This window comes from Paenibacillus sp. A3 (assembly GCF_001399685.1).
Lineage (GTDB): Bacteria > Bacillota > Bacilli > Paenibacillales > NBRC-103111 > Paenibacillus_G.
The window spans coordinates 30,013-56,131 of sequence record NZ_JTHN01000166.1 but is presented as its reverse complement, the minus strand read 5'-3'; the positions used below and the strand labels follow the sequence as shown (position 1 = coordinate 56,131).

Here is a 26,119-nt window from a genome sequence, read left to right as displayed (position 1 = left end):
TCGTCAGGCTGATCCTTTTTCCTCTAGCTGTTGAATCACTTGCACTGCCATATCGCGGTAAATGAGTCCCGTTTCGGTATCAGCTTTGTACACCGAAGGAGAATAATCCGGTTCGGCCACATGGTTGTCCGGAACTCCGAGAGGAATTTGCGCCAACAACTTCGTATGTAGCTCCTCAGCCAGCTTGCCTCCACCTCCACGACCGAACACATATTCTTTATTGCCGCATTTGCCACAGGCATAGTACGACATATTTTCGACGACACCGATAATCTCATGCTCCGTATGAATAGCCATCGCTCCGGCTCGGGCCGCTACAAAAGCGGCTGTAGCATGAGGCGTGGTAACGATAATTTCTTTGCTGTGCGGAATCATCTGATGGACGTCAAGGGCCACATCTCCCGTCCCCGGTGGCAGATCCAACAGAATATAGTCAAGCTCGCCCCACTCCACTTCGTTAAAGAAGTTGCGAAGCATTTTCCCCAGCATCGGGCCGCGCCAAATGACCGGTGTATTTTCTTCGACAAAAAAGCCCATGGAAATCACTTTAACGCCGAACCGTTCAACCGGAATAATATGGTTGTTCACGAGCTGCGGCTTTTCTTCGATTCCCATCATGTCGGGAACGCTAAATCCGTAAATGTCGGCGTCGACCAAGCCGACTTTCTTCCCTAATCTCGCTAACGCTACAGCCAAGTTGACCGTGACTGTCGATTTCCCGACGCCGCCTTTTCCGCTCGCGATAGCAATAAAACGCACTCCCGATTGCGGGTCAAGCACGTTGACGGAAGGCTCGGAAGGTTGTTCGTTTTTTTCGTGAACAGAGGCGGATTCTTGAGCCTTGCGCGCCGCTTCGTTGCGCTCGAATTCGGACAGCAGCCGAAAGCGCAGGTGAACGTCCGTGGCGCCCGCTTGTTTGAAAGCCTCAGCAACCTGATCCTGCAGCTGCTGCTTGTACGGTTCGTTATCACTGGACAGCAGTACGGTAGCCGACACATGTAGTTCTTTAATCATGATATCGCGAATAAAATTCAAATCAACCAAGCTTAAGCCGAATTCCAGGTCCTTCAGCTGGCTTACGGAAGCCAGCAATTGTTCTTTGGTTATCACGATGTCACCTCGGCGATCCATAGTTAAGTTCTACTGCGGTATATTATACCACAAATTCATCAGGAGCCCACTTTTTCACCCGAGTAGTACCGGAGAATGCCTTGATAAATGGAAGTCGCTATCTTTTTCTGATAAACCGGATCCCGAAGCAGCTGAGCTTCACCCGGATTGGATAAAAATCCGACTTCGACGAGAGCGCTTGGAATGGTCATCGCTTTGAGCAAATAGATTTCTTTGTCGGCCTGCTTCGCGACCCGATCCGTATTTTTCAAGTTCCTTTTCATTTCCTCCTGAATCAACGTTGCCAAGGTCGAATTGTCCGCATGATTCGGATAAAAGAACGTCTGTGCACCCGACCAGCGGGGGGACGGGATACTGTTCAGATGGATGCTGACGAATAGATTGGACTTTTGTTTGGTAACAAACTCGGCTCGTTTCAGCAGATCCTCGGTTTTGCGTTTACTGTACCCTTTCGTTTCCGGAGCGGCCAGATCCCGGTCGTCCTCCCGGGTCATGACCACCAATGCTCCCGACTGCTGCAAATAATCCCGAAGGGCCAAGGCAATGGCCAAATTGACATCCTTCTCCTCCAGCCCGTCCTTACTTCGAGCGCCTCCGTCCGGCCCGCCATGCCCGGCATCCAATGCGATGATTTTGCCGGACAGCGGCATCGTCCAATACGTCCATGTTTTGGTGGATGGGAGCTCGTAGGTGAACATGAACAGCATGAGCGCCACCAACAAGGCTGACATGACGATTTTGATTCCGCTATGCATGGTCAGCCAAACGACGACCCTCTTTCTTTTTCCGAACATGAAAAAATCCACCTCACATCCCTAGACTCTCTTTCATCTTATGGGACGAGGTGGACAATTATACCTGATGCTTACACCTGATATTCAGGGTCTTTCATACCTTCGATCAACACTTCCGCCACTTCCGGCCGCGTGAACTGAGGTGGCGGGCATTGGCCGTCACGCAGCAGCGCACGAACTTTTGTTCCGGACAGATGCAGATGGTCTTCTTTGCCGTGCGGACACGTCTTGCTGGAAGCCATGTTGCCGCATTTGGTGCAAAAGAAGCTATGCTCGAAAAACAGCGGTGTGATGCCAAGCTCTTCTGGCGTGAAATTTCCGAAGATTTCCTGCGCTTCATACGTTCCATAATAGTCGCCTACGCCCGCATGATCACGCCCTACAATAAAATGCGTGCAGCCGTAGTTTTTGCGAACCATCGCATGGAATATCGCTTCACGCGGCCCGGCATAGCGCATCGCTGCGGGGAATACGCCCAAAAATACGCGGTCCTTCGGATAGTAATTTTCCAACAGGATCAAATAGCTGCGCATCCGGACATCCGCCGATATATCGTCAGACTTGGTCTCGCCCACCAACGGGTTCAAGAAGAGCGCATCAACGATTTCCATCGCGCTTTTTTGAATGTATTCGTGTGCCCGGTGAACCGGATTCCGGGTCTGAAAGCCGACTACGGTCTTCCAGCCCTTCTCGGAAAAAATCCGCCGCGTTACGGCCGGATCGTAGTAAAACTCCTCGAATTTATCCGGCTTCGGACGGTTTAATACTTGAATCGGTCCGCCCACATAGGTTGACGGTCTGGAGAACAGCTTCTGAACGCCGGGATGCGCTTCGTCGTCGGTTTTAAATACGTTCAGCGCTTCTTTGCGCTGGTCGACATGATAGATGCTTTGGACTTCAATAATGCCGTAGACGATGCCATCCTGGGCCCCTACAAGCGCTGCTTCCTGTCCGATCGCAAGGTTACTGGCGATTTGCGGCTCAACGGCTAAAGTAATCGGAATGCTCCAGACCGTTCCGTCTTCCAAGCGCATACGTTCCACGACCGAATGATAATCCTGTTCACCCAAAAAGCCTGTAAGCGGCGAAAAAGCGCCGACACCGATCAAATCAAGATCGGAAATCGTCCATGCGTCGATCTTAATCGAATATAACGTTGCGGCATGCTCCAGCAGGCTTGTTTTTTTCTCGCCCTCAATCACCCGATTAATGAGCGTTCCACCGTGCGGTCGAATGGTTTCTCCCATCGCTATTGCTCCTCCTATTACCCTCTCTACTTATTTATGAAGTCCGCATTCCGTCTTCTCGAATCCGGCCCAACGGCCCGCTCTCGGGTCCTCACCCACCGCTACCGGACGAGTACAGTGCTCGCAGCCGATACTTGGGTAGTTCCGATCATGAAGCGGGTTGTAAATAATGTTGTTGCTTCGAATATAACTCCATACATCTTCCGGTGTCCAACTGGCGAGCGGGTTGAATTTAACAAGACCGAACTTCACGTCGTATTCGACCTTCTTGGAATTGGCGCGTGTCGGAGCTTGGTCACGGCGAATTCCTGTGATCCAGGCATCGTAGTTTTTGAGGATATCCGTTAACGGATCGACTTTGCGGATATTACAGCATTGGTTCGGAGCGCTCTTCCACAGTTCTTCGCCAAACTGCTGCGCCTGCTCCTTCAGCGTAAGCTTCGGGAGCACTTGAACGAATTCGACTCCATAGTGCTGCTGCAAGCGGTCGCGGGTTTCATAGGTTTCCTGAAAATGCACGTTCGTATCCAGGTAAAAGATATCCGTTTTCGGACTAACCTTCTGGAGCATATCGACCAATACGACGTCCTCTGCTCCGAAACTACAGGCTAAAGTGATATTGGGAAACCTTTCTACCGCCCAGGATAAAAGTGCCTCCGGACTTTGAGACTCAAAATCCTCTGCTGCTTGACGAATTAATTCCTCTTTCTCAAATAAATTCATGTTTTTCGCACCTCCAGCATTTTAATTCCGAGTATAAATATGTGTTTTATTTTATTTATTTTAATTATAATCGGTGGACCCTTTTTGTCAATTTAAAATTTTGTCTAGGCTTCTGCCTTATATTATTGCTTTCGGGCTTGTTTGGTGAAAATAAAAAAAAACCTTTCCGACGTGAATCGGAAAGGTTCGTTGTGTCGATATTAACGTTTGGAGAATTGAGGAGCGCGACGAGCAGCTTTCAAGCCGTACTTTTTACGCTCTTTCATCCGCGGGTCACGAGTCAAGAAGCCCGCCTTTTTCAGGGCGCCGCGGAATTCCGGGTCTGCTTTCAGCAGAGCGCGGGAAATCCCGTGACGGATCGCGCCGGCTTGTCCGGAGATCCCGCCGCCATGAGCCAAAACCAATACATCGTACTTGGACAATGTTTCAGTCAGGTTAAGCGGTTGTTTTACGATCAATTTCAGCGTTTCCAGACCAAAGTATTCGTCCAGCTCGCGTTTATTAATAACGATACGGCCTTCGCCCGGTACCAAACGTACACGTGCTACCGAATGCTTACGACGACCGGTGCCATAATATTGTACTTGTGCCACAAGACAGTCCTCCCTTTATTAACCGCGAAGTTCCCAAACTTCAGGTTGTTGTGCTTGATGCGGATGTTCCGAACCTGCATACACTTTAAGCTTCGTTTTCAGGCGGTTGCCCAAACGGTTTTTCGGAAGCATACCGTGAATCGCCAGTTCCAACATACGCTCAGGCTTGTTGTTCAGCATATCTTGAGCCGAGGTCACTTTCAGACCGCCCGGATGCAGGGAGTGACGATAGTACATTTTGTTTTGCAGTTTTTTACCTGTCAAAACGATTTTCTCAGCATTGATGACGACAACGAAATCGCCAGTGTCTACATGCGGAGTAAATTGAGGCTTATGTTTGCCGCGCAGAATGCTTGCCGCTTCGCTGGCCAGACGTCCGAGCGTCTTATCGGTAGCATCGATGATGTACCATTTGCGTTCAACTTCATTAGGCTTCGCCATATATGTGGTACGCATGTTAATGTTCCTCCTAAATCTATCTTCATCACAGGTCATTCATTTATCATGGTTATAGGTTATAACAAGTTGGTTGGCCGTTTCATTGACCCGGGGCCGTGGGGTAGCCAGTCATAAGAAACACCATCTGTTATTTTACTACATTGGCGTGCAGTAATCAAGCATTTGGCGCATCTTTTCCATAAAAAACTTCCCACAGCATAAGCCCGTGCGCCATCGCCGTCGGCCCTGCCAAAGCCCTGTCTTTCGCCGCCAATACGTCGCGAATACTAGACGGGCTCCGCTTCCCCTCGCCAACCTCAATTAAGGTACCTACAATGATCCGCACCATATTATATAAGAAACCACTGCCGGTCAAATAAATGTGGATAGCGTACGACTGTAAGTGCGGCTCCATCGATTCGCACTCCAAGCGAGCTTCGAAGATCGTGCGAACATGGCTTTCCGCCGAAGATCGGCTCGAACAAAACGAAGTGAAGTCATGCTCGCCGACAAAGCAGCTCAGCGCGTCCTGCATGGCCGTTATATCAAGGGAAGTCGGATGATGAAACTCCGTATGCTGCTTAAACAGGTCCGGATATTTCCCGCATCGCATCGTATATCGGTACGTCTTGCGCTTAGCGGACCTTCGGGCATGAAAATCATCCGGCACCACCCTAGCATCCCATACCACAATATCATCCGGCAATCGTGAGTTAATCGCCATGCACCAGCGTTCAATCGGGATTTGAGAACCGGTCTGAAAATTAAAAACCTGTCCCCGCGCATGAACCCCCGCATCGGTGCGCCCCGAAGCCGTCACTTTGATCTCCTCGAAGGTGAGCTGACGCAAAGCTTGCTCCAGGCACTGTTGAATCGTAATCTTCTGAGGCTGTGTCTGGAAGCCATGATAAGCCGTTCCGTCATAGGATACCGTCATGCAGATGTTTCTCACGGCAGTCCTCCGTGCTTGGAAAAACGAAATTTTCGATCCTACAAAAAAAAGGGTTTCATCAGAATCGTAAGATCCCGTCCACCCTTTCCCATCCTTTTTCTCTTAAGCCCGGTCTACAAGCTCCAAGTAAACCATTGGAGCAGCATCGCCGCGACGAGGTCCAAGCTTCAAAATGCGGGTATAGCCGCCTTGACGCTCAGCGTAGCGAGGAGCCAGATCGGAGAAAAGCTTTTGAATCGCATCTTGGTTTTCGTTAGCCGCTTCGCGACGAACGAAGGAAGCCACTTGCCGACGTGCGTGCAAGTCACCACGTTTTGCCAAGGTGATCAATTTTTCTGCGATGGAACGAAGTTCTTTGGCTTTCGCTTCCGTCGTTTGAATGCGCTCATGTATGAACAAGTCGGTTACCAGATCGCGAAACAAAGCTTTACGCGCGCTGGAGTCACGACCCAACTTTTGGTATGCCATGTGAGCAACCTCCTTCTGCTTGATTGGTCAGAGGTGCGCGACTTAAGACTTAATCTTCCATTCTCAGGCCAAGACCAAGCTCTTCGAGCTTCTCTTGAACTTCCTCCAGAGATTTGCGACCCAAGTTGCGGACCTTCATCATGTCTTCTTCCGTTTTCGTAATCAATTCCTGCACCGTGTTGATGCCGGCGCGCTTCAGGCAGTTGTAGGAGCGAACCGAGAGGTCGAGTTCTTCGATAGTCATCTCCAGAACTTTCTCCTTCTTGTCCTCTTCCTTCTCCACCATAATCTCGGCGTCCTTGGCTTCGTCGGTCAGACCGACGAACAGCATCAGATGCTCCGTCAAAATTTTGGCGCCCAAGCTTACAGCTTCTTCCGGGCGGATGCTTCCATCCGTCCAAACTTCAAGGGTCAACTTATCATAGTTGGTAACTTGACCGACGCGAGTGTTTTCTACGCTGTAATTGACACGAGTAATCGGAGTGTAGATCGAATCGATCGGAATCACGCCGATCGGCTGATCCTCTTTTTTGTTCTTATCTGCCGATACGTATCCCCGGCCGCGGTTCGCATGAATTCTCATATGCAGCCTTGCATCGGAGGACAGCGTAGCAATGTGCAAATCCGGGTTTAAGATCTCCACATCGCTATCGCCGCGAATATCGCCAGCCACAACAGCCCCTTCGCCTTCGGCATCAATCTCAAGCACTTTCTCCTCGTCGGAGTGAATCTTGAGCGACAGTCCTTTCAGGTTCAGGATAATCTCCGTAACATCTTCCATGACGCCAGGAACCGTAGAGAACTCATGCAGCACGCCGTCGATTTGCACGGACGTCACAGCGGCGCCCGGCAAAGACGAAAGCAAAATTCTGCGAAGCGAGTTCCCAAGAGTCGTTCCGTAGCCTCGTTCCAATGGCTCTACGACAAACTTGCCGTAGGTGCCGTCTTCGCTCAATGATACGGTTTCTATTTTCGGCTTTTCGATTTCGATCATGGTTACACCCTCCTTAAAACGTCGTTTCCCTTTGGATAACTTAAGACGTATAAACGCGCAGTATGCCTATCCAAATAGTATTCACAACTTTTGGAATAATATACCGCTTGACTTAGCAATCCTAATTAGACACGACGACGTTTCGGAGGACGGCAACCGTTATGAGGAATCGGGGTTACGTCTTTAATCAGGTTTACTTCCAAACCTGCAGCTTGCAGCGAACGAATCGCAGCTTCGCGACCTGCACCCGGTCCTTTAACCATAACCTCAACTGCTCTCATGCCATGCTCCATAGCAGCTTTTGCCGCGGATTCGGCAGCCATTTGCGCAGCAAACGGAGTGCTTTTACGCGAGCCTTTGAACCCGAGGTTACCAGCGCTTGCCCAGGAGATTGCATTTCCGTGCGGGTCGGTAATGGTTACGATAGTGTTGTTGAACGTAGAGCGGATATGAGCCACTCCGGAGTCGATATTTTTCCGATCACGACGTTTTGTACGAACGACTTTTTTAGGTTTAGCCATTTAAAAGGTTACCCCCCTTTACTATTTTTTCTTATTAGCTACCGTACGACGAGGACCTTTGCGCGTACGAGCATTGGTTTTAGTACGTTGACCGCGAACAGGCAGGCCGCGGCGGTGACGTACACCACGATAGCAGCCGATCTCGATCAGGCGCTTAATGTTCAGTGCGATTTCACGACGCAGGTCGCCTTCCACTTTCAGCGTTTTGTCGATGACGTCGCGGATTTTGCTTACTTCGTCTTCCGTCAAATCGCGAACGCGAGTATCGGCATTGATACCGGTTTGAGCGACAATTTTCTGAGCAGTCGTGTTACCGATCCCGAAAATGTAGGTCAGCGCGATTACTACTCGTTTGTCACGAGGCAAGTCTACACCAGCAATACGTGCCATTTAACACAGCACCTCCTTAACCTTGTTTTTGTTTATGTTTCGGATTTTCGCAGATTACCATAACGTTCCCTTTGCGGCGAATGACTTTGCATTTTTCGCAAATCGGCTTGACCGACGGTCTAACCTTCATGGTGTTAACCTCCTCAAAGTTTTCGTGAGAAAACTTACTTCGTACATTTATTTAAAACGATAGGTTATACGGCCTCTGGTCAAATCATAGGGCGAGAGCTCGACCGTCACTTTATCGCCGGGCAGGATCCGGATAAAGTGCATTCTGATTTTACCGGATACGTGAGCAAGTATCTTATGACCGTTTTCCAGTTCAACCTTAAACATTGCATTCGGAAGAGGTTCAATCACTGTACCTTCAACTTCAATCACATCTTCTTTGGCCACAGTCATTCTCCTTTCTCTTGCGCTTTCGCTGATTCATGGTCCGCATACTTCGTCAATGCAAACCGCAGCTTTCCGTTGGTGACTCGACCGGTAGTCATTATACTATCAGCCACTTCGCTGCTGATCGCCGGCAGAAGCTCAAGATGAATCATGTTTTTCTTTTTGGGTGCGTCTGATCTCCGTTTTCCGCCGTCTGCAATCCACACGTACCGTTGGTCTACGACGCCGATTATGACGGCGTACGATCCGGATTCCCGTCCCCGATTCACCCTTACGATTTGTCCGATCTGGGGCATGTTCGATGTTGCCATCGTGCTTTACTTACCGGGCAGCGTAAAAATCTCGTAGCCGTCCGGCGTAATCGCTATGGTATGCTCAAAATGCGCGCACAGTGTGCCATCCACCGTCACAACCGTCCAATTGTCTTCGAGGGTCTTCACATAACGTTCGCCCACGTTAACCATCGGTTCGATTGCAAGTACCATACCGGGCTTCAGCCGCGGACCGCGCCCTGGAATGCCGTAGTTCGGAATCTGTGGCTCCTCATGGAGCTTCGTTCCGATGCCATGTCCTACGTATTCCCGAACAACCGAAAAACCTTCATCTTCAATCACTTTTTGAATGGCGTGGGATATCGTGTACAGTCTGGCGTCCGGCTTGGCTTCGGCAAGTCCTGCATAAAGCGACCTTTCGGTTACTTCGAGCAGCTTGCGGGCCGTATCGGAAATCTCGCCAACACCGTAGGTCCATGCGGAATCCCCATGATATCCTTTGTACTCTGCACCGATGTCGATACTGATGATGTCACCGTCTTTAAGCTTTCGTTGACTGGGTATGCCGTGAACCAGTTCGTCGTTGACCGAAGCGCAAATACTGCCAGGAAAACCATTGTAGCCTTTAAAAGACGGAATTGCGCCCTGACTGCGAATAAAATCTTCTGCGATCTGGTCGAGCTGTTTCGTTGTAATATCGGGCTGAATGGCTTGCCGCAGCACCCGATGCGTTTCGGCGACAATCCGTCCCGCCTCCCGCATCAATTCCAATTCAGCAGCTGACTTACAGATGATCATTACGCAAGCCCCCGCAATTGTGAACTGATTTGTGCAGTAACCGTATTAATCTCTTGCTCACCGTTAACCTCACGCAATATTCCCTTGTTACGATAATACTCCAGAAGCGGAGCGGTTTTATTGGTATACTCGTCCAAACGAGTCCCTACCTTTTCTTCGGTGTCATCCGAACGTTGATACAACTCACCAGAACATTTGTCGCAAACATGCTCACGTGCAGGAGGGTTAAACAAGACATGATACGTAGCTCCGCAGGATTTACAGATCCGGCGACCTGTCAAACGGGCAAGCAGCAAATCCCGATCCACTTTCAGATTGATCACGTGCTCGATGGTTTTACCCAGCGAAGCCGCAATCTCATCCAAGGCTTCGGCTTGGGAGATGGTTCTTGGAAAACCGTCCAGCAAAAAGCCTTTGCTGCAGTCCGGCTGCTGAAGGCGTTCGCGAACGATCCCGATCGTAATTTCATCCGGTACGAGCAAACCTTGATCCACATACTTCTTCGCTTCGAGCCCGAGCGGCGTTTCCTGCTTCATCGCCAGCCGAAAGGCGTCTCCCGTAGAAATATGCGGAATTTGAAACTCATCAACGATTCGTTCCGCCTGAGTACCTTTTCCTGCACCCGGGGGCCCCATAAAGATGACGTTCATCAGACTTCCTCCCCACTGGCATCTATCGATACTAACAGCACAATAGGTGCCGATAGTTTAAAGCTCACTATCAGTACCTATTTGCTATTTATTAATAAAGCCTTTGTAGTGGCGTTTGATCAGTTGGCTCTCGATTTGTTTCATCGTCTCAAGTCCTACACCGATAACGATCAGCAAAGACGTTCCGCCAATGGTAACGGAGTTCGGCAGCCCAGCCACAGAACCGATAATCATTGGAAGGATCGAGATGGCAGACAAGAAAAGCGCACCGGACAATGTGATTCGGGTCATGACTCGCGTCAAGTAAACCGAGGTGGTTTTGCCCGGACGGATGCCTGGAATATATCCGCCATTTTTCTTCATCTGATCCGCCATTTGCACAGGGTTCATCTGTACAAACGTGTAGAAATACGTAAAGCCGATGATCAACAAAACGTACAGCACCATACCGAGCGGATGCGTGTAGTTCAAGTTGGTGATAATCCATTCCGCCACAGCGTTACCTCTCCAGAAGCTTGCAATCGTCGGAGGAAACACTAACAGCGAAAGCGCGAAGATGACCGGAATGACGCCAGCCGCGTTTACTTTAAGCGGAATGTGCGTCGACTGTCCTCCGAACATTTTGCGTCCTACCACCCGTTTTGCATACTGCACCGGAATTTTACGAACGCCCTGCTGGACGAAAATCACACCGGCGATCAAGGCAATGACCACGACGGCAATAATAACGACCTTCAAGATGTTAAGGAAGAGCGCGCCGCCTGCATCTGCAAATTGCGTTTGGTATATTTGTCCGATGCCAGTCGGGATTGCCGCAACAATCCCTGCGAAGATGATAATGGAAATACCATTTCCAATGCCATTTTCGGTGATTTGTTCCCCTAACCACATCAGAAAAGCAGTCCCAGCCGTAAGTACGATCGCGATCAACGCATACGTCGTAAAGTTCGGATTGATCACAAGACCGGCATATAGACGGTTAAATCCGATCGCCAGACCAAAGGCTTGAATGATCCCCAACACAATGGTCCCGTAACGGGTGATCTGGCTTAACTTCTTTCTGCCGACTTCTCCTTCTTTAGCCCATTGCGTGAATGTCGGAATGACATCCATGGAAAGAAGCTGCACGATGATGGATGCCGTGATATACGGCATAATCCCCATCGCGAAGATGGAGAACTGGAACAACGCGCCGCCGGAGAATGTATTCAGCAAGCCGAATACACCACCTGCGTTAGCTTGGTCTTGAAGCTTGAGAATGTCTGTGTTGATGTTAGGTACCGGAATAAAAGCACCAATTCTGTAGACGATCAGCACCAGAAGGGTGAACAGGATCCGTCTCCTCAGATCGTCTACTTTCATAATATTGGATATGGTACGAAACATTAAATCACCTCGGTTTTACCGCCGGCAGCCTGGATTTTCTCTACCGCAGATTGGGAGAACTTGCTAGCCTTAACGTTCAGCTGAACCGTGATTTCACCGTTACCCAAGATTTTGATGCCGTCTTTAGGGTTTTTCACGATGCCGGATTCCAAAAGAACTTCAGGAGTTACTTCCGTACCTGCTGCAAACTTGTTCAAATCCTCTACGTTGATAACCGCATATTCCGTACGGAATCTGTTGTTAAATCCACGTTTTGGCAAGCGACGATAAAGCGGGTTCTGACCGCCTTCGAAGCCCGGACGGACACCGCCGCCGGAACGGGCGTTTTGACCTTTGTGACCGCGAGTAGCTGTTTTACCCATCCCACTACCGATACCACGACCTACACGCTTGCGCGTATCGCGGGAACCTGGAGCGGAAGAAAGCTCATGCAATTTCATCGTTTGCACCTCCTCTAGCTATATGTTAACACCTTAAGCTTCAATTTCTTTAACTTCGACCAAGTGGCTTACTTGGTTAACCATGCCGCGGATCGCAGCATTGTCTTGTTGTGTAACGGATTGATGCAATTTGCGAAGTCCGAGAGCCGTAACCGTACGACGCTGAGTTTCAGGACGACCGATCAGGCTGCGCTTGAGGGTAATTTGCAGTTGCTTAGCCATGGTATCCCTCCTAACCTAAGAGTTCTTCTACGGTTTTACCGCGAAGCTTAGCAACCTCTTCCGCACGCTTCAGGCGCTGTAAGCCTTCCAGAGTAGCGTTAACCATGTTGATGGAGTTCGAAGACCCGAGGGACTTCGTCAGAATGTCGCCTACGCCTGCCAGTTCAAGAACCGCACGAACCGGGCCGCCAGCGATAACTCCGGTACCTTTCGAAGCAGGCTTAAGCAATACGCGTCCTGCGCCGAAATGTCCGATCACCATGTGAGGAATAGTCGTTCCGACGATAGGAACGTGAATCAGGTTTTTCTTCGCATCTTCGATACCTTTGCGAATCGCATCAGGTACCTCGGAAGCTTTACCGATTCCCGCGCCTACCCAACCTTTGCCGTCGCCCACAACCACGAGTGCGCTAAAGCTGAAACGGCGACCGCCCTTTACGACTTTAGCTACGCGGTTAATATGAACGACTTTTTCAGTCAGTTCTAATGTATTGGGATCAATACGCAAGTCCTTTACCTCCTTATTGATGAATTGGATTAGAATTCAAGACCTGCTTCACGAGCAGCGTCAGCAAGTGCTTTGACACGTCCATGGTACAGGTAACCGCCGCGGTCGAAAACGACTTTCACGACACCTGCTTTTTTTGCACGCTCAGCGATCAGAGCGCCGACTTTCGAAGCTGCTTCTGCGTTGCCGCCGTTTCCGAGCCCTTCTCTGAGCTCTTTGTCCTGCGTGGAAGCCGCTGCGATCGTTACGCCTTTAACGTCGTCGATCAATTGTGCGTACATATGCTTAGAGGAACGGAAGATGTTCAGACGAGGACGTTCCGTCGTTCCTTGAATTTTCTTACGAACGCGAAGATGTCTTTTCAAACGCGCTTTGTTTTTGTCGCCTTTGGTAATCATTCGAGGTTCACTCCTTTCGAGTTGGATCATCCGAAGTTCGGATTATGCGATCAGCTTAAGCAGCCTTATTTCTTCTTACCGGCTTTACCTTCTTTGCGAAGGATACGCTCGCCTTCGTATTTAATACCTTTACCTTTGTACGGCTCAGGCTCACGAACGGAACGAACTTTTGCTGCTGTAGCTCCAACCAACTCTTTGTCGATCCCTTTAACGATGATTTTAGTGTTGGAAGGAACTTCGAACTCGATACCGTTCTCCGGCTCGATTTCTACCGGGTGGGAGTAACCTACGTTCAGAACCAGCTTGTTGCCGGTTTTGTTCGCACGGTAACCTACGCCGACGAGATCAAGAGATTTAGCAAAACCATCAGTTACTCCGCTAACCATGTTTTGTACGACACTGCGGGTCGTACCATGCAGAGAGCGGTGCAATTTATTGTCGGAAGGACGTTCTACGGTCAGAACATTGTCCTCAACGCTGATCTTCATATCTCTATGCAATTCACGGCTCAAAGTGCCTTTCGGACCTTTTACCGTAATGAGTGTATTGTCAATAGTCACGTTTACTCCGCTTGGGATCGTGATCGGTTTGCGACCAATACGGGACATGTTGTGCACCTCCGTTCATTCAAAATCTAGATTACCAAACGTAGCAGATTACCTCTCCGCCAGCTTTGGATTGACGAGCTTCTTTATCCGTCATCACGCCTTTGGACGTGGACAGAATTGCGATTCCCAAACCGCCAAGTACGCGAGGCACTTCTTGGCTTTTCGCGTAAACGCGAAGGCCCGGTTTGCTGATTCTTTTGAGTCCTGTAATAACGCGCTCATTGTTAGGGCCGTATTTCAGGAACAAGCGGATGATGCCTTGCTTGCTGTCTTCGATATATTCAGCGTCACGAATGAAGCCTTCCTTCTTGAGGATCTCAGCGATTTCTCTTTTGACCTTCGAAGCCGGAATTTCGACAGTTTCATGACGAACGACGTTAGCGTTGCGAATGCGTGTAAGCATATCTGCAATTGGATCGGACATAACCATGTGTAGTGAACCTCCTTCCCGAGAGCTTAAAGTTTACCAGCTTGCTTTCTTCACGCCAGGAATCTGGCCTTTGTATGCCAATTCGCGGAAGCAAATTCTGCAAATTTTGAATTTCCGTAGTACGGAATGCGGGCGACCGCAGCGTTCGCAGCGTGTGTAAGCCTGCACCTTGAATTTCGGAGGACGCTGCTGCTTAATCTTCATCGAAGTTTTTGCCACTTCAGTTTACACCTCCAAAGTCTCCATTAGGAAACTTGCTTCGTAAGCATGTTATTTGGAAAACGGCATGCCCAATTGAGCCAACAATTCGCGGGACTCTTCGTCCGTTTTAGCCGTTGTGACGATAACGATATCCATACCGCGCACTTTATCCACTTTATCGTACTCAACCTCTGGGAAGATGAGTTGTTCTTTCAAACCGAGCGTGTAGTTACCGCGGCCGTCAAAAGCCTTGGTCGATACGCCGCGGAAGTCGCGTACGCGAGGAAGAGCAACGTTGAACAATTTATCCAAGAAGTGATACATACGCTCGCCGCGAAGCGTAACTTTCACACCGATCGGCATATTTTCACGCAGCTTGAAGCCTGCGATCGATTTTTTCGCTCTGGTGATAACCGGCTTTTGTCCGGAGATCAACTGCAGATCGTTAACAGCGGTATCGAGCACTTTGGAGTTAGCAACTGCTTCGCCAACACCCATGTTGATAACCACTTTTTCAATTTTCGGAACCTGCATCACCGTGGTGTAGTTGAATTTCTGCATCAGGGCAGGCGTAATTTCGTTCAAAAAGCGATCTTTCATTCTTGCAGCCATGAATCCGTGTACCTCCTTTCTTACTTATACGATTAGTCGATAACTTCGCCGGATTTTTTCGCAACGCGAACTTTTTTGCCGTTGTCCAGCACTTTGTAACCTACGCGAGTAGGTTGGCCGCTCTTCGGATCTACCAGCATCACGTTGGATGCGTGGATCGGAGCTTCTTGCGTGATAATGCCGCCTTGCGGATTTTGTTGGGAAGGCTTCGAATGCTTCTTGATCATGTTCACGCCTTCGACCAGCACACGGTTTTCACGAGGGAATGCTGCGATAACGCGGCCTTTCTTCCCTTTGTCTTTACCGGTGATAACAAAAACCGTATCGTCTTTTTTCACGTGCAATTTATTGTTATGAGACTCGAGTTTCTTCGGTTGTTTTGGCACTGTGTACACCTCCTACAAACTTTCCTATGAAAGCCGACTTCGTAAGCAGCTGGTTTATTAGATAACTTCCGGAGCCAGAGAAACGATCTTCATGAAGTCTCTGTCGCGAAGTTCGCGGGCAACCGGTCCGAAGATACGTGTGCCGCGCGGGCTCTTATCTTCTTTTACAACTACGGCTGCGTTCTCGTCAAAGCTGATGTAGGATCCGTCCTTACGGCGAGCACCGCGTCTCGTACGCACGACTACTGCTTTAACAACGTCGCCTTTTTTGACAACGCCACCTGGTGTTGCTTCTTTCACGGAGCAGATGATCAGATCACCGATGTTAGCCGTACGACGACCCGTACCACCCAACACGCGGATACACATCAGTTGCTTCGCACCAGAGTTGTCAGCTACGTTCAAACGAGTAAAAGGTTGAATCATTGTGTATTCCCTCCTTCCGGAATTGATGCCCGATGCTTATATTAAACGATAACCGCTTTTTCTACGACTTCGACCAGTCTCCAACGCTTGTCTTTGGAAAGCGGACGAGTTTCCATGATTTTAACAACATCGCCGATTTTCGCTTCGTTGTTTTCGTCATGAGCTTTGAATTTCTTCGTATATTTAATGCGTTTGTGGTACAAGTCGTGTTTTTTGTAGGTTTCTACAGCCACAACGATGGTTTTGTCCATTTTGTCGCTTACGACTTTACCCAGCTGCGTTTTACGCTCGTTGCGTTCAGCCATTCTGAGATCCTCCTCTCTCATTCATTAACTAGTGATTCCCAATTCTCTTTCACGCAAAACAGTCTTTGCCCGGGCAATCTCTTTGCGGACTTTTTGAATTTGTACGGGATTATCCAGTTGACCTGTAGCCAGTTGAAAACGGAGGTTAAAGAGCTGCTCTTTAAATCCGGCAATCTTTTGTTCGATCTCAGCAGTGGTTAAGTTGCGAAATTCACTAGCTTTCATTTGCTTCACCACCTACTTCTTCTCTTTTCACAAACTTCGTTTTGATCGGCAGCTTGTGAGAGGCGAGACGCATAGCTTCACGGGCGATTTCTTCGCTTACGCCGGCCAGTTCGAACATAACTTTACCCGGCTTAACGACAGCAACCCATTTTTCTACGTTACCTTTACCGCTACCCATCCGAACTTCAAGCGGCTTTTGGGTGATCGGTTTGGAAGGGAAAATCTTGATCCAAACTTTACCGCCCCGCTTGATGTAACGAGTCATCGCAATACGGGCAGCTTCGATTTGACGGTTGGTTACCCAAGCCGGCTCCATCGCTTGCAAGCCGTATTCACCAAAATGAACTTCCGTGCCGCCTTTAGCGCGACCGCGCATGTTGCCGCGGTGCTCTTTGCGGTGTTTCACACGTTTAGGAACTAACATGATTAGTTGCCTCCTTCCGTAGCAGCCTTTTTCTTAGCCGTTGGAAGAACTTCGCCACGATAGATCCATACTTTTACGCCGATCCGACCGTAAGTGGTATGAGCTTCAGCCGTACCGTAGTCGATGTCCGCACGCAATGTATGAAGAGGAACCGTACCCTCGCTGTAACCTTCCGTTCTGGCGATTTCCGCTCCGCCCAGACGACCGCTGACCGATGTTTTGATCCCTTTTGCACCGGATCTCATCGTTCTTTGAATCGCTTGTTTCAGTGCACGACGGAACGATACGCGACGCTCCAATTGTTGTGCAATGCTTTCTGCAACCAAGATCGCATCCAGTTCCGGGTGTTTTACTTCAGAGATGTTGATGTGTACTTTTTTGCCGTTCGTCAGCTTAGTCAGGTAACCGCGAATAACTTCAACCTCGGAACCGCCTTTACCGATAACCATGCCTGGCTTCGCCGTATGAATCGTTACGTTCACGCGATTAGCGGCACGCTCGATTTCAATGCGGGAAACGGCAGATTCTTTCAACTTTTGTTTCAAATATTCACGGATTTTTACGTCTTCCATCAGCAAGTCGCCGAAATCTTTGCCGGCGTACCATTTGGATTCCCAATCACGGATAATGCCGATACGAAGTCCTACCGGGTTTACTTTTTGACCCACACGTTGTCCCTCCTTATTTCTCAGATACCACTAATGTAATGTGGCTGGTACGTTTATTGATGCGGCTCGCACGACCCATCGCACGAGGACGGAATCTTTTCAAAGTCGGGCCTTGGTCCACAAATACTTGCGAAACCACCAGACTATTAGGATCCATGGAGTAGTTATGCTCCGCATTGGCAATAGCCGAGTTGAGCAATTTCTCAACGATCGGGGAAGCCGCCTTCGGCGTGTGACGCAGAATTGCGATCGCTTCGCCCACTTGCTTGCCGCGGATCAAGTCAACAACGAGTTGCGCTTTGCGCGGAGCAATTCGAACGTATCTTGCAATAGCTTTAGCTTGTTGCATGGATGTACCTCCTCTCATTCACAAACTGATCTGTAGGTTCCGAGCCTAGCGTTTACCCGTCTTCTTGTCGTCGTCGTGTCCTTTGTAAGTACGGGTTGGTGCAAACTCACCGAGTTTATGTCCGACCATATCTTCCGTTACGTATACCGGAACATGCTTTCTGCCGTCATACACACCGAACGTGTGACCGATGAATTGCGGGAAAATCGTGGAGCGGCGAGACCAAGTTTTGATCACTTGCTTCTTTGCGCCCTCAACATTCATACCTTCGACTTTCTTCAAAAGGTAGCCATCTACGAAAGGCCCTTTTTTCAAACTGCGACCCATGCTTCGTTCCTCCCTTCTTTAACCGAACCGAAAAAGTAATTACTTCGTGCGGCGACGTACAATATATTGATTGGAAGCTTTGTTTTTCTTCCGCGTTTTGTATCCGAGCGTCGGTTTGCCCCAAGGAGACATCGGGGATTTGCGTCCGATCGGGGAGCGACCTTCACCACCACCGTGCGGGTGATCATTCGGGTTCATAACGGAACCGCGAACTTCCGGTCTTTGACCCAACCAACGGGAACGGCCGGCTTTACCGATCTTCACGAGTTCGTAATCTTCGTTACCTACGGAACCGATTGTCGCGCGGCAAACTTTGAGGATTTTTCTCATTTCGCCGGAAGACAAGCGAACCGTTACATATTGCTCTTCTTTACCGAGCAATTGAGCTTCCGTACCGGCTGCGCGAACCAATTGTCCGCCTTTGCCAGGCTTCAGCTCGATGTTGTGGATAACCGTACCTACCGGAATGTTTTCCAAAGGAAGCGCGTTGCCGATTTTGATGTCGGCATCCGGACCGGATACGATTTGATCGCCCACTTTCAAGCCTTTCGGAGCGATGATGTAGCGTTTCTCGCCATCCACGTAGTGGATCAATGCGATGTTAGCGGAACGGTTCGGGTCGTATTCGATTGTAGCAACGCGACCAGGTATTCCATCTTTGTTCCGTTTGAAATCGATGATGCGGTATTTACGTTTGTGTCCGCCGCCTTGGTGACGAACCGTAATTTTACCTTGGTTGTTCCGACCCGCTTTTTTGCTCAAAGGAGCCAAAAGCGATTTCTCCGGTGTGGATGTTGTGATTTCTTCAAAAGTAGAAACCGACATCGCACGTCTTGCAGGAGAGGTTGGTTTATATTTTTTAATTGGCACGTGGATTCCCTCCTTACTTCAAAAAATTAAACTTGCGAGTTTTCAAAGAACTCCAGTTCTTTGCTGTCTGCGCTTAAAGTGACGATCGCTTTTTTCCATTCGGACGTATATCCGGAATAGCGGCCATAACGCTTCGGCTTCGCCGGCATTCTGAGCGTATTTACGTTCGTTACTTTTACTTTGAAGATTTGCTCGATCGCTTGTTTGACTTCCGTTTTATTCGAACGGATGTCCACTTCGAACACATATTTCTTTTCCGCCATCATTTCGCTGGAACGTTCGGTAATGACCGGGCGCTTGATAATATCGCGAGGGTTCTTCATTACGCAAACACCTCCTCTACCTTTTGCACCGCATCCTTCGTAATGATCAGCTTGTCGTAAACCATAACATCAAGCACGTTGATTCCTTCGGCAGCAACAAATTTCACGCCAGGAATGTTACGTGCGGACAATGCTACGTTCTCGTCATAAGCAGCCGTCACAACCAAAGCTTTACGATCCACTTTGAGGTTATTCAAAATTGCTGCAAATTCTTTCGTTTTCGGTTGAGCCAATTGCAATTGGTCAAGCACGATAATTTCGCTCGCCTTCACCTTGGAAGACAACGCGGATTTAATCGCCAAACGACGAACTTTCTTAGGCAGTTTGTAGGCATAGCTGCGAGGTGTCGGACCAAAAACGGTACCGCCGCCTTTCCATTGCGGAGAGCGGATACTACCTTGACGAGCACGGCCTGTGCCTTTTTGTTTCCACGGTTTACGGCCACCGCCGCGAACTTCGGAACGACCTTTCGTTTTATGCGTACCTGCACGAAGGGACGCACGCTGCATCAATACCGCTTCATTCAAAACATGAACGTGCGGCTCGATTCCGAACACGCTATCCGCGAGTTCCACTTCGCCTACTTGGGCACCACTAACGTTGAACACTGCTACTTTTGGCATTTGTTATCCTCCTTTCCGTCTTTCTTACTTCTTCACCGAAGACTTTATCGTAACGAAGCTGTTTTTAGGACCCGGAATGGAGCCTTTGATCAGAAGAACGTTGCGCTCAACGTCTACTTTCACAACTTCGAGCTTTTGAATCGTAACGGTTTCCGTACCCATGTGACCCGGCAATTTCTTACCTTTAGGAACACGGTTAGCCTGGATGGAACCCATCGAACCCGGACCGCGGTGGTAACGGGAACCGTGAGACATCGGACCAGTGGATTGGTTATGTCTTTTGATAACGCCTTGGAATCCTTTACCCTTGGACGTTCCTGTTACATCAACGAATTCACCTTCGGAGAATACGTCGGCTTTGATTTCTTGGCCAACTTCATACTCGGAAATCTGAACGCCGCGAAACTCCTTAACGTAGCGCTTAGGCGTTGCGCCCGCTTTTTTCGCATGGCCCAACTCAGGTTTGTTCGCGTTCTTTTCTTTCTTGTCGGCAAAACCGATTTGGATGGCTTCGTAACCGTCGTTCTCCGAATCCTTCTTCTGCAGCACTGTGCAAGGACCCGCTTGAATTACAGTTACCGGCACAACCAATCCTTCCGGCGTAAATACTTGAGTCATCCCAAGCTTTTTACCTAAGATACCTTTTGTCATCGTTGACACCTCTTTTCCTCTCTTGCTTGTCGCTTATTTATCCACAAACGTATATTACAGTTTGATTTCGATATCCACACCGGACGGCAGGTCCAGACGCATCAGCGCATCAACGGTTTGCGGCGTCGGATTGACGATATCGATCAAACGCTTATGTGTGCGCATTTCGAATTGCTCACGCGAATCTTTGTACTTGTGAACCGCACGCAGAATCGTGATGATTTGCTTCTCAGTCGGAAGCGGAATCGGACCAGACACTCCTGCACCGGAACGTTTGGCTGTTTCCACGATCTTCTCTGCGGATTGATCCAGCACTCTGTGATCATAAGCCTTCAAACGAATACGAATCTTTTGCTTTGCCATAGTATTCCCTCCTTCTATCGCCCAATTTAGTATCGGACATACTCCGTGAAAATCTCCTGACGCCGCCCCTATGGCAAAGGGGCCGGGTGTGTCAGCAACCTCTCACATCATCGCAACGTCACAGACCAACGTTCACTATTATATTAAATACAAAACCAAAAAGCAAGAAAAAATTCGACATTCGCCTAAAAAAAATTAAAAGCCCCTCATCTCATAGAGATGAAGGGCAAAGTCCGGAGACTAAAATTACTTCGTGATGGAAGCAACGGCACCGGCACCAACGGTACGGCCGCCTTCGCGGATAGCGAAGCGAGTACCTTCTTCGATAGCGATCGGAGCGATCAGCTCAACCGTTACCGTGATGTTGTCGCCAGGCATAACCATCTCTGTGCCTTCCGGCAGGTTGATGATACCCGTAACGTCCGTTGTACGGAAATAGAATTGCGGACGGTAGCCAGTGAAGAACGGCTTATGACGTCCACCTTCTTCTTTAGTCAAAACGTAGATTTGAGCGGAGAAGTTCGTGTGCGGTTTAACCGAACCCGGTTTAGCCAAAACTTGTCCACGCTCGATGTCTTTACGGTCTACACCGCGAAGCAGTGCGCCGATGTTGTCGCCCGCTTGAGCGGAATCCAGAAGTTTACGGAACATTTCTACGCCCGTAACAACGGATTTGCGAGTTTCTTCGACCAGACCGATGATTTCGATCTCGTCGCCGACTTTAACTACACCGCGCTCTACACGACCTGTAGCAACGGTACCACGACCAGTGATCGTGAACACGTCCTCTACCGGCATCAAGAAAGGCTTGTCAGTGTCGCGCTCAGGAGTCGGGATGTAGGAATCGATGTGCTCGAACAGCTCAACGATTTTGTCAGCCCAAGGACCGTCTGGGTTTTGCAGTGCTTCACGAGCTGCGCCGCGAACGATCGGAGTGTCGTCGCCCGGGAACTCGTACTCGTTGAGCAGGTCGCGAACTTCCATTTCAACCAGTTCAAGAAGCTCTTCGTCTTCAACCATGTCGCATTTGTTGAGGAATACGACGATGTAAGGTACGCCTACCTGACGGGAGAGCAGAATGTGCTCGCGAGTTTGCGGCATAGGGCCGTCAGCTGCGGATACAACCAGGATCGCGCCGTCCATTTGAGCTGCGCCGGTGATCATGTTTTTAACATAGTCGGCGTGGCCTGGGCAGTCAACGTGTGCGTAGTGACGGTTAGGAGTTTCATATTCAACGTGCGCAGTGGAGATCGTGATACCGCGCTCGCGCTCTTCCGGAGCTTTGTCGATTTGGTCGAATGCTACAGCAGCACCGCCGTATTTTTTGGACAATACAGTCGTGATTGCAGCAGTCAAAGTTGTTTTACCATGGTCAACGTGACCGATGGTACCAATGTTAACGTGCGGTTTATTACGCTCAAATTTCGCTTTTGCCATGAGTAGATTGCCTCCTTAAATAATCTAAATATATTAGGCGCCTTTGTTCTTTGCGACGATTTCGTCAGCAATGGACTTAGGCACTTCTTCATAATGGGAAATTTCCATCGAGTATACGCCGCGACCTTGCGTACGAGAACGCAGTGTCGTGGAATAACCGAACATTTCGGAGAGAGGCACTTTCGCACGAATGACTTGAGCTCCGTGACGAGTATCCATACCCTCGATCCGTCCGCGGCGGGAGTTCAGGTCGCCCATAACGTCGCCCATGTACTCTTCCGGTACGGTAACTTCCACTTTCATGATTGGCTCAAGCAGAACCGGGCGGCATTTTTCCGCAGCGGCTTTGAGGGCCATGGAACCTGCGATTTTAAACGCCATCTCGGAGGAGTCAACATCATGGTAAGATCCGTCAACAACGGTAGCTTTGATGTCTACAAGCGGGAAGCCTGCATACACGCCGTTTTTCATCGACTCTTCGATACCAGCTTGGATCGGCGCGATGTATTCTCTCGGAATCGCACCGCCGACGATCTTGCTTTCGAATTGGAAGCCTGTTCCCGGCTCAAGCGGTGCGAACTCCACCCAACAGTGTCCGTATTGACCACGGCCACCAGATTGGCGAACGAATTTACCTTCAACTTTAGCCGCTTGACGGAACGTTTCGCGGTAAGCAACCTGCGGTTTACCCACGTTGGTTTCTACCTTGAACTCGCGAAGCATACGGTCAACGAGGATCTCCAGATGAAGCTCACCCATACCGGCGATGATCGTTTGGCCTGTTTCTTCGTTCGTTTTTGCACGGAACGTAGGATCTTCTTCAGCCAATTTAGCCAAAGCGATACCCATTTTGTCTTGGTCGGCTTTCGTTTTCGGCTCAACCGCGAGTTCGATAACCGGCTCAGGGAAGTTCATCGACTCCAGAATAACCGGATTTTTCTCGTCGCAAAGCGTATCGCCGGTTGTTGTATCTTTCAAGCCTACGGCAGCAGCGATATCACCAGCATATACGATGCTGATTTCTTGACGGCTGTTCGCATGCATTTGGAGAATACGGCCGATCCGTTCACGCTTGCCTTTCGTTGCATTGACCACGTAGGAGCCGGAGTTCAGGATACCGGAGTATACGCGGAAGAATGTCAACTTACCAACAAACGGGTCCGTCATGATTTTGAACGCAAGCGCCGCGAACGGCTCGTCGTCAGACGATTTGCGTACAACTTCCGATCCGTCTTCCAGCGTACCTTTGATATCCGGTACGTCGAGCGGGGATGGAAGGTAAGCAACAACGGCATCCAACATAGGCTGTACGCCTTTGTTTCTGTACGAAGATCCGCAGATAACCGGGAAGATTTTCACTTCGCATACCCCTTTACGAAGGGCAGCCTTGATTTCATCAACGGTAATCTCTTCGCCTTCGAGGTATTTCATCGTGAGTTCTTCGTCCAGCTCGGCAACTTTCTCGATAAGCTCTGTACGGAGCTCCTCGACTCTTTCCTTATAGTCTTCCGGGATTTCGCTTTGCTCAACGTCTTTGCCAAGGTCGTCTTTATAGATATAGGCGACTTGTTCAACCAGATCGATAATGCCTCTGAAATCACTTTCAGCACCGATCGGCAGTTGAATGGCAACGGCATTTGCGCCCAATTTGTCGCGCATTTGCTGTACGGCACCCAGGAAATCTGCACCAATGATATCCATCTTGTTAACGTAAGCAATCCGAGGAACGCCGTAACGGTCCGCTTGACGCCAAACGGTTTCCGACTGAGGCTCAACGCCTTCCTTGGCACTGAATACGCCAACTGCTCCATCCAATACGCGCAGGGAACGTTCAACTTCAACGGTGAAGTCAACGTGACCCGGGGTGTCGATAATATTGATGCGGTGACCTTTCCATTGAGCGGTCGTAGCGGCGGACGTGATCGTGATTCCGCGCTCCTGTTCCTGCTCCATCCAGTCCATCGTTGCGCCACCTTCGTGAACTTCACCGATTTTGTGCACGCGGCCTGTGTAGAACAGAATACGCTCGGTCGTGGTCGTCTTACCGGCATCGATATGCGCCATGATCCCGATGTTACGCGTATCTTTTAAGGAGAACTCTCTTGCCATCAGGTTGTCTCCTTCCTATTGATAGGAATAAAATTTTACCAACGATAGTGAGCGAACGCTCTGTTGGCTTCAGCCATTTTGTGCGTGTCTTCACGTTTTTTAACGGAAGCGCCCGTGTTGTTGCTTGCATCGATGATCTCTTGCGCCAATCTTTCTTCCATCGTCTTCTCACCGCGCAGGCGGGAGTAGTTGACGAGCCAGCGAAGTCCGAGCGTCGTGCGGCGTTCAGGTCTAACTTCAATCGGTACTTGGTAGTTAGCTCCCCCCACACGGCGGGCTTTGACTTCGAGAACAGGCATGATGTTTTTGATGGCTTGTTCGAAAACTTCCATCGGCTCTTTACCTGTACGCTCTTGGATCAGATTGAAAGCATTGTAAAGCAGCTGTTGAGCTACTCCTCTTTTACCATCAATCATGATGCGGTTGATCAAACGGGTAACAAGCTTGCTGTTGTACACCGGATCTGGCAATACGTCTCTGCGAGTAACTGGACCTTTACGAGGCATAGTTATCCCCCTTTCTAAAAAAGTTCTTTGAATTACTTCTCATTATTTCTTCACTTTCGGGCGTTTCGCGCCGTACTTGGAACGAGCTTGTTTACGGTTGTTCACACCTGCAGTATCAAGCGCACCGCGAACGATATGGTAACGTACCCCCGGAAGGTCTTTTACCCGACCTCCGCGGATCAGCACCACGCTGTGCTCTTGCAGGTTGTGTCCGATACCCGGGATGTAAGCCGTAACCTCGACACGGTTGGTCAAACGAACACGCGCATATTTACGAAGTGCGGAGTTCGGTTTCTTCGGCGTCATCGTACCTACACGAGTGCACACACCGCGTTTTTGAGGGGAGCTCAGATCCGTCGCTTCTCTTTTCAGGGCATTGAAGCCTCTTTGAAGAGCAGGGGATTTGGATTTTACAACTTTAGCTTGACGTCCTTTACGAACGAGCTGGTTAATTGTTGGCATATTGGCCACCTCCTTCATTGTAATGATGTTGCATTTTTCAAGCCCACAGATCCAGGCGAGTCGTAAATGAACAAAGGAAAAGTTTTTGCCTTCGATCCATCACTGTTTCTCAGACAAAAACGTCTATTCATTCACCACCGCAGCCACAGCTGCGCCTACATCGATTCCACACGCTTTACCTAACATTTTCATGGAGTCCACGTATGTCACTTTAACCCCGCATTTCTTGCAAAGGTTAACTATTTTTATCGTAATTCGCGGATCTGCATCTTTCGCAATGAACACTTCCGTGGCTTGGCCTTGCTCCACCGTCTTCATCGCTTGCTTCGTGCCGATAGTCAGTTTCGCTGCCTGCTTCACTCTATCATAAGACATGTGACAACCCCTCCAAGGGACAGGTGACGAGCCTCTAAAATGGCACACTTTGATATAGTAGCACTTCAGTTATACCCTGTCAAGAATAAAGACTTGCCTTTAAACAAGATTTTTCAAT

43 protein-coding genes are annotated in these 26,119 nt (G+C 49.4%); all 43 read right to left on the bottom strand.

All coding sequences use genetic code 11. The features are described 5' to 3' along the window. Window positions 1-3: 3 nt before the first annotated feature. Entirely contained in the window at window positions 4-1,110 is a 1,107-nt protein-coding gene (locus QJ48_RS24290; RefSeq protein WP_054976012.1) for an Mrp/NBP35 family ATP-binding protein, read from the bottom strand. Between the two features lie 59 nt (window positions 1,111-1,169). Next, a complete protein-coding gene (gene cwlD / locus QJ48_RS24285; RefSeq protein WP_054976011.1) occupies window positions 1,170-1,925 on the bottom strand; it encodes an N-acetylmuramoyl-L-alanine amidase CwlD in 756 nt (251 codons plus the stop codon). Between the two features lie 71 nt (window positions 1,926-1,996). Further along, on the bottom strand, window positions 1,997-3,172 hold the full coding sequence (gene sat, locus QJ48_RS24280; RefSeq protein ID WP_054976010.1) for a sulfate adenylyltransferase: 1,176 nt from the start codon (window positions 3,170-3,172) through the stop codon (window positions 1,997-1,999). Between the two features lie 30 nt (window positions 3,173-3,202). After that, window positions 3,203-3,895, bottom strand: coding sequence for a phosphoadenylyl-sulfate reductase (locus QJ48_RS24275; RefSeq protein WP_054976009.1), 693 nt, complete (start codon window positions 3,893-3,895; stop codon window positions 3,203-3,205). 200 nt (window positions 3,896-4,095) lie between these two features. Further along, window positions 4,096-4,488: a 30S ribosomal protein S9 gene (gene rpsI / locus QJ48_RS24270; protein ID WP_010498826.1), complete on the bottom strand. Its 393-nt coding sequence runs from the start codon at window positions 4,486-4,488 to the stop codon at window positions 4,096-4,098. An 18-nt stretch (window positions 4,489-4,506) separates the two neighbouring features. Continuing rightward, window positions 4,507-4,944, bottom strand: coding sequence for a 50S ribosomal protein L13 (gene rplM, locus QJ48_RS24265; RefSeq protein ID WP_025851074.1), 438 nt, complete (start codon window positions 4,942-4,944; stop codon window positions 4,507-4,509). A 157-nt stretch (window positions 4,945-5,101) separates the two neighbouring features. After that, complete coding sequence (gene truA / locus QJ48_RS24260) at window positions 5,102-5,878, bottom strand: tRNA pseudouridine(38-40) synthase TruA (RefSeq protein ID WP_054976008.1); 777 nt, start codon at window positions 5,876-5,878, stop codon at window positions 5,102-5,104. Between the two features lie 102 nt (window positions 5,879-5,980). Next, window positions 5,981-6,346, bottom strand: a complete 366-nt coding sequence (rplQ, locus tag QJ48_RS24255; RefSeq protein WP_010498832.1) for a 50S ribosomal protein L17 — start codon at window positions 6,344-6,346, stop codon at window positions 5,981-5,983. 49 nt (window positions 6,347-6,395) lie between these two features. Beyond that, entirely contained in the window at window positions 6,396-7,340 is a 945-nt protein-coding gene (locus QJ48_RS24250; protein ID WP_025851070.1) for a DNA-directed RNA polymerase subunit alpha, read from the bottom strand. Window positions 7,341-7,465: 125 nt separating this feature from the next. Further along, window positions 7,466-7,861 (bottom strand): 30S ribosomal protein S11, encoded by a 396-nt coding sequence (gene rpsK, locus QJ48_RS24245; RefSeq protein WP_010498836.1) that lies wholly within the window; start codon window positions 7,859-7,861, stop codon window positions 7,466-7,468. A 21-nt stretch (window positions 7,862-7,882) separates the two neighbouring features. Then, window positions 7,883-8,251, bottom strand: a complete 369-nt coding sequence (gene rpsM, locus QJ48_RS24240) for a 30S ribosomal protein S13 (RefSeq protein ID WP_054976007.1) — start codon at window positions 8,249-8,251, stop codon at window positions 7,883-7,885. Window positions 8,252-8,267: 16 nt separating this feature from the next. After that, window positions 8,268-8,381: a 50S ribosomal protein L36 gene (gene rpmJ / locus QJ48_RS24235; RefSeq protein ID WP_003333770.1), complete on the bottom strand. Its 114-nt coding sequence runs from the start codon at window positions 8,379-8,381 to the stop codon at window positions 8,268-8,270. Between the two features lie 47 nt (window positions 8,382-8,428). Beyond that, window positions 8,429-8,647 carry a translation initiation factor IF-1 gene (gene infA, locus QJ48_RS24230; RefSeq protein ID WP_009676800.1) on the bottom strand — a complete coding sequence of 73 codons (219 nt, stop codon included), beginning with the start codon at window positions 8,645-8,647 and terminating at the stop codon, window positions 8,429-8,431. A gap of 2 nt (window positions 8,648-8,649) precedes the next feature. Further along, on the bottom strand, window positions 8,650-8,958 hold the full coding sequence (locus QJ48_RS24225) for a KOW domain-containing RNA-binding protein (protein WP_054976006.1): 309 nt from the start codon (window positions 8,956-8,958) through the stop codon (window positions 8,650-8,652). A 6-nt stretch (window positions 8,959-8,964) separates the two neighbouring features. Beyond that, complete coding sequence (gene map / locus QJ48_RS24220; protein ID WP_054976005.1) at window positions 8,965-9,717, bottom strand: type I methionyl aminopeptidase; 753 nt, start codon at window positions 9,715-9,717, stop codon at window positions 8,965-8,967. Then, window positions 9,717-10,367: an adenylate kinase gene (locus tag QJ48_RS24215; protein ID WP_010498847.1), complete on the bottom strand. Its 651-nt coding sequence runs from the start codon at window positions 10,365-10,367 to the stop codon at window positions 9,717-9,719. Before QJ48_RS24215 ends, map begins: the two co-directional genes overlap by 1 nt. Before the next feature lie 84 nt (window positions 10,368-10,451). Then, window positions 10,452-11,753 carry a preprotein translocase subunit SecY gene (secY, locus tag QJ48_RS24210; RefSeq protein ID WP_054976004.1) on the bottom strand — a complete coding sequence of 434 codons (1,302 nt, stop codon included), beginning with the start codon at window positions 11,751-11,753 and terminating at the stop codon, window positions 10,452-10,454. Beyond that, window positions 11,753-12,193 (bottom strand): 50S ribosomal protein L15, encoded by a 441-nt coding sequence (gene rplO / locus QJ48_RS24205; protein WP_010498851.1) that lies wholly within the window; start codon window positions 12,191-12,193, stop codon window positions 11,753-11,755. Before rplO ends, secY begins: the two co-directional genes overlap by 1 nt. 33 nt (window positions 12,194-12,226) lie before the next feature. Then, window positions 12,227-12,415 carry a 50S ribosomal protein L30 gene (gene rpmD / locus QJ48_RS24200; RefSeq protein WP_010498853.1) on the bottom strand — a complete coding sequence of 63 codons (189 nt, stop codon included), beginning with the start codon at window positions 12,413-12,415 and terminating at the stop codon, window positions 12,227-12,229. Between the two features lie 10 nt (window positions 12,416-12,425). Continuing rightward, window positions 12,426-12,923, bottom strand: a complete 498-nt coding sequence (gene rpsE, locus QJ48_RS24195; protein WP_010498854.1) for a 30S ribosomal protein S5 — start codon at window positions 12,921-12,923, stop codon at window positions 12,426-12,428. Between the two features lie 29 nt (window positions 12,924-12,952). Next, window positions 12,953-13,321 (bottom strand): 50S ribosomal protein L18, encoded by a 369-nt coding sequence (gene rplR, locus QJ48_RS24190; RefSeq protein WP_054976003.1) that lies wholly within the window; start codon window positions 13,319-13,321, stop codon window positions 12,953-12,955. Window positions 13,322-13,386: 65 nt separating this feature from the next. Further along, complete coding sequence (gene rplF / locus QJ48_RS24185; RefSeq protein ID WP_054976002.1) at window positions 13,387-13,929, bottom strand: 50S ribosomal protein L6; 543 nt, start codon at window positions 13,927-13,929, stop codon at window positions 13,387-13,389. A 31-nt stretch (window positions 13,930-13,960) separates the two neighbouring features. Further along, window positions 13,961-14,359, bottom strand: a complete 399-nt coding sequence (gene rpsH / locus QJ48_RS24180; RefSeq protein ID WP_010498862.1) for a 30S ribosomal protein S8 — start codon at window positions 14,357-14,359, stop codon at window positions 13,961-13,963. A gap of 33 nt (window positions 14,360-14,392) precedes the next feature. Continuing rightward, the gene (locus tag QJ48_RS24175; RefSeq protein WP_010498863.1) at window positions 14,393-14,578 is read right to left on the bottom strand and encodes a type Z 30S ribosomal protein S14; all 186 of its coding nucleotides are present in this window, start codon (window positions 14,576-14,578) and stop codon (window positions 14,393-14,395) included. A gap of 51 nt (window positions 14,579-14,629) precedes the next feature. After that, window positions 14,630-15,172 carry a 50S ribosomal protein L5 gene (gene rplE / locus QJ48_RS24170; RefSeq protein WP_054976001.1) on the bottom strand — a complete coding sequence of 181 codons (543 nt, stop codon included), beginning with the start codon at window positions 15,170-15,172 and terminating at the stop codon, window positions 14,630-14,632. A gap of 32 nt (window positions 15,173-15,204) precedes the next feature. Beyond that, on the bottom strand, window positions 15,205-15,558 hold the full coding sequence (gene rplX, locus QJ48_RS24165) for a 50S ribosomal protein L24 (protein ID WP_081481723.1): 354 nt from the start codon (window positions 15,556-15,558) through the stop codon (window positions 15,205-15,207). 57 nt (window positions 15,559-15,615) lie between these two features. Then, window positions 15,616-15,984: a 50S ribosomal protein L14 gene (gene rplN, locus QJ48_RS24160; protein ID WP_010498867.1), complete on the bottom strand. Its 369-nt coding sequence runs from the start codon at window positions 15,982-15,984 to the stop codon at window positions 15,616-15,618. 41 nt (window positions 15,985-16,025) lie between these two features. Beyond that, entirely contained in the window at window positions 16,026-16,289 is a 264-nt protein-coding gene (rpsQ, locus tag QJ48_RS24155; RefSeq protein WP_013921152.1) for a 30S ribosomal protein S17, read from the bottom strand. Window positions 16,290-16,313: 24 nt separating this feature from the next. After that, entirely contained in the window at window positions 16,314-16,514 is a 201-nt protein-coding gene (gene rpmC / locus QJ48_RS24150; protein WP_013921153.1) for a 50S ribosomal protein L29, read from the bottom strand. After that, the gene (rplP, locus tag QJ48_RS24145; protein ID WP_054976000.1) at window positions 16,504-16,938 is read right to left on the bottom strand and encodes a 50S ribosomal protein L16; all 435 of its coding nucleotides are present in this window, start codon (window positions 16,936-16,938) and stop codon (window positions 16,504-16,506) included. Before rplP ends, rpmC begins: the two co-directional genes overlap by 11 nt. 2 nt (window positions 16,939-16,940) lie before the next feature. After that, window positions 16,941-17,606, bottom strand: coding sequence for a 30S ribosomal protein S3 (rpsC, locus tag QJ48_RS24140; RefSeq protein WP_054975999.1), 666 nt, complete (start codon window positions 17,604-17,606; stop codon window positions 16,941-16,943). A 13-nt stretch (window positions 17,607-17,619) separates the two neighbouring features. After that, window positions 17,620-17,955 carry a 50S ribosomal protein L22 gene (gene rplV / locus QJ48_RS24135; protein ID WP_025851035.1) on the bottom strand — a complete coding sequence of 112 codons (336 nt, stop codon included), beginning with the start codon at window positions 17,953-17,955 and terminating at the stop codon, window positions 17,620-17,622. A gap of 45 nt (window positions 17,956-18,000) precedes the next feature. Beyond that, on the bottom strand, window positions 18,001-18,282 hold the full coding sequence (gene rpsS, locus QJ48_RS24130) for a 30S ribosomal protein S19 (protein ID WP_054975998.1): 282 nt from the start codon (window positions 18,280-18,282) through the stop codon (window positions 18,001-18,003). A gap of 39 nt (window positions 18,283-18,321) precedes the next feature. Continuing rightward, window positions 18,322-19,152 (bottom strand): 50S ribosomal protein L2, encoded by an 831-nt coding sequence (gene rplB, locus QJ48_RS24125; protein WP_054975997.1) that lies wholly within the window; start codon window positions 19,150-19,152, stop codon window positions 18,322-18,324. A gap of 26 nt (window positions 19,153-19,178) precedes the next feature. Beyond that, window positions 19,179-19,475, bottom strand: a complete 297-nt coding sequence (gene rplW, locus QJ48_RS24120; protein ID WP_010498877.1) for a 50S ribosomal protein L23 — start codon at window positions 19,473-19,475, stop codon at window positions 19,179-19,181. Continuing rightward, window positions 19,475-20,098: a 50S ribosomal protein L4 gene (rplD, locus tag QJ48_RS24115; RefSeq protein ID WP_036691415.1), complete on the bottom strand. Its 624-nt coding sequence runs from the start codon at window positions 20,096-20,098 to the stop codon at window positions 19,475-19,477. Before rplD ends, rplW begins: the two co-directional genes overlap by 1 nt. A gap of 24 nt (window positions 20,099-20,122) precedes the next feature. After that, window positions 20,123-20,749 (bottom strand): 50S ribosomal protein L3, encoded by a 627-nt coding sequence (gene rplC / locus QJ48_RS24110; protein WP_054975996.1) that lies wholly within the window; start codon window positions 20,747-20,749, stop codon window positions 20,123-20,125. Window positions 20,750-20,803: 54 nt separating this feature from the next. Next, a complete protein-coding gene (gene rpsJ, locus QJ48_RS24105) occupies window positions 20,804-21,112 on the bottom strand; it encodes a 30S ribosomal protein S10 (protein WP_006212922.1) in 309 nt (102 codons plus the stop codon). A gap of 246 nt (window positions 21,113-21,358) precedes the next feature. Next, complete coding sequence (gene tuf / locus QJ48_RS24100; RefSeq protein WP_054975995.1) at window positions 21,359-22,549, bottom strand: elongation factor Tu; 1,191 nt, start codon at window positions 22,547-22,549, stop codon at window positions 21,359-21,361. Between the two features lie 33 nt (window positions 22,550-22,582). Next, a complete protein-coding gene (gene fusA / locus QJ48_RS24095) occupies window positions 22,583-24,658 on the bottom strand; it encodes an elongation factor G (protein WP_054975994.1) in 2,076 nt (691 codons plus the stop codon). Window positions 24,659-24,693: 35 nt separating this feature from the next. Next, on the bottom strand, window positions 24,694-25,164 hold the full coding sequence (rpsG, locus tag QJ48_RS24090; RefSeq protein WP_010498883.1) for a 30S ribosomal protein S7: 471 nt from the start codon (window positions 25,162-25,164) through the stop codon (window positions 24,694-24,696). A gap of 42 nt (window positions 25,165-25,206) precedes the next feature. After that, on the bottom strand, window positions 25,207-25,626 hold the full coding sequence (gene rpsL / locus QJ48_RS24085; protein ID WP_010498884.1) for a 30S ribosomal protein S12: 420 nt from the start codon (window positions 25,624-25,626) through the stop codon (window positions 25,207-25,209). 123 nt (window positions 25,627-25,749) lie between these two features. Further along, a complete protein-coding gene (locus QJ48_RS24080; RefSeq protein WP_010498885.1) occupies window positions 25,750-26,001 on the bottom strand; it encodes a ribosomal L7Ae/L30e/S12e/Gadd45 family protein in 252 nt (83 codons plus the stop codon). Window positions 26,002-26,119 lie beyond the last annotated feature (118 nt).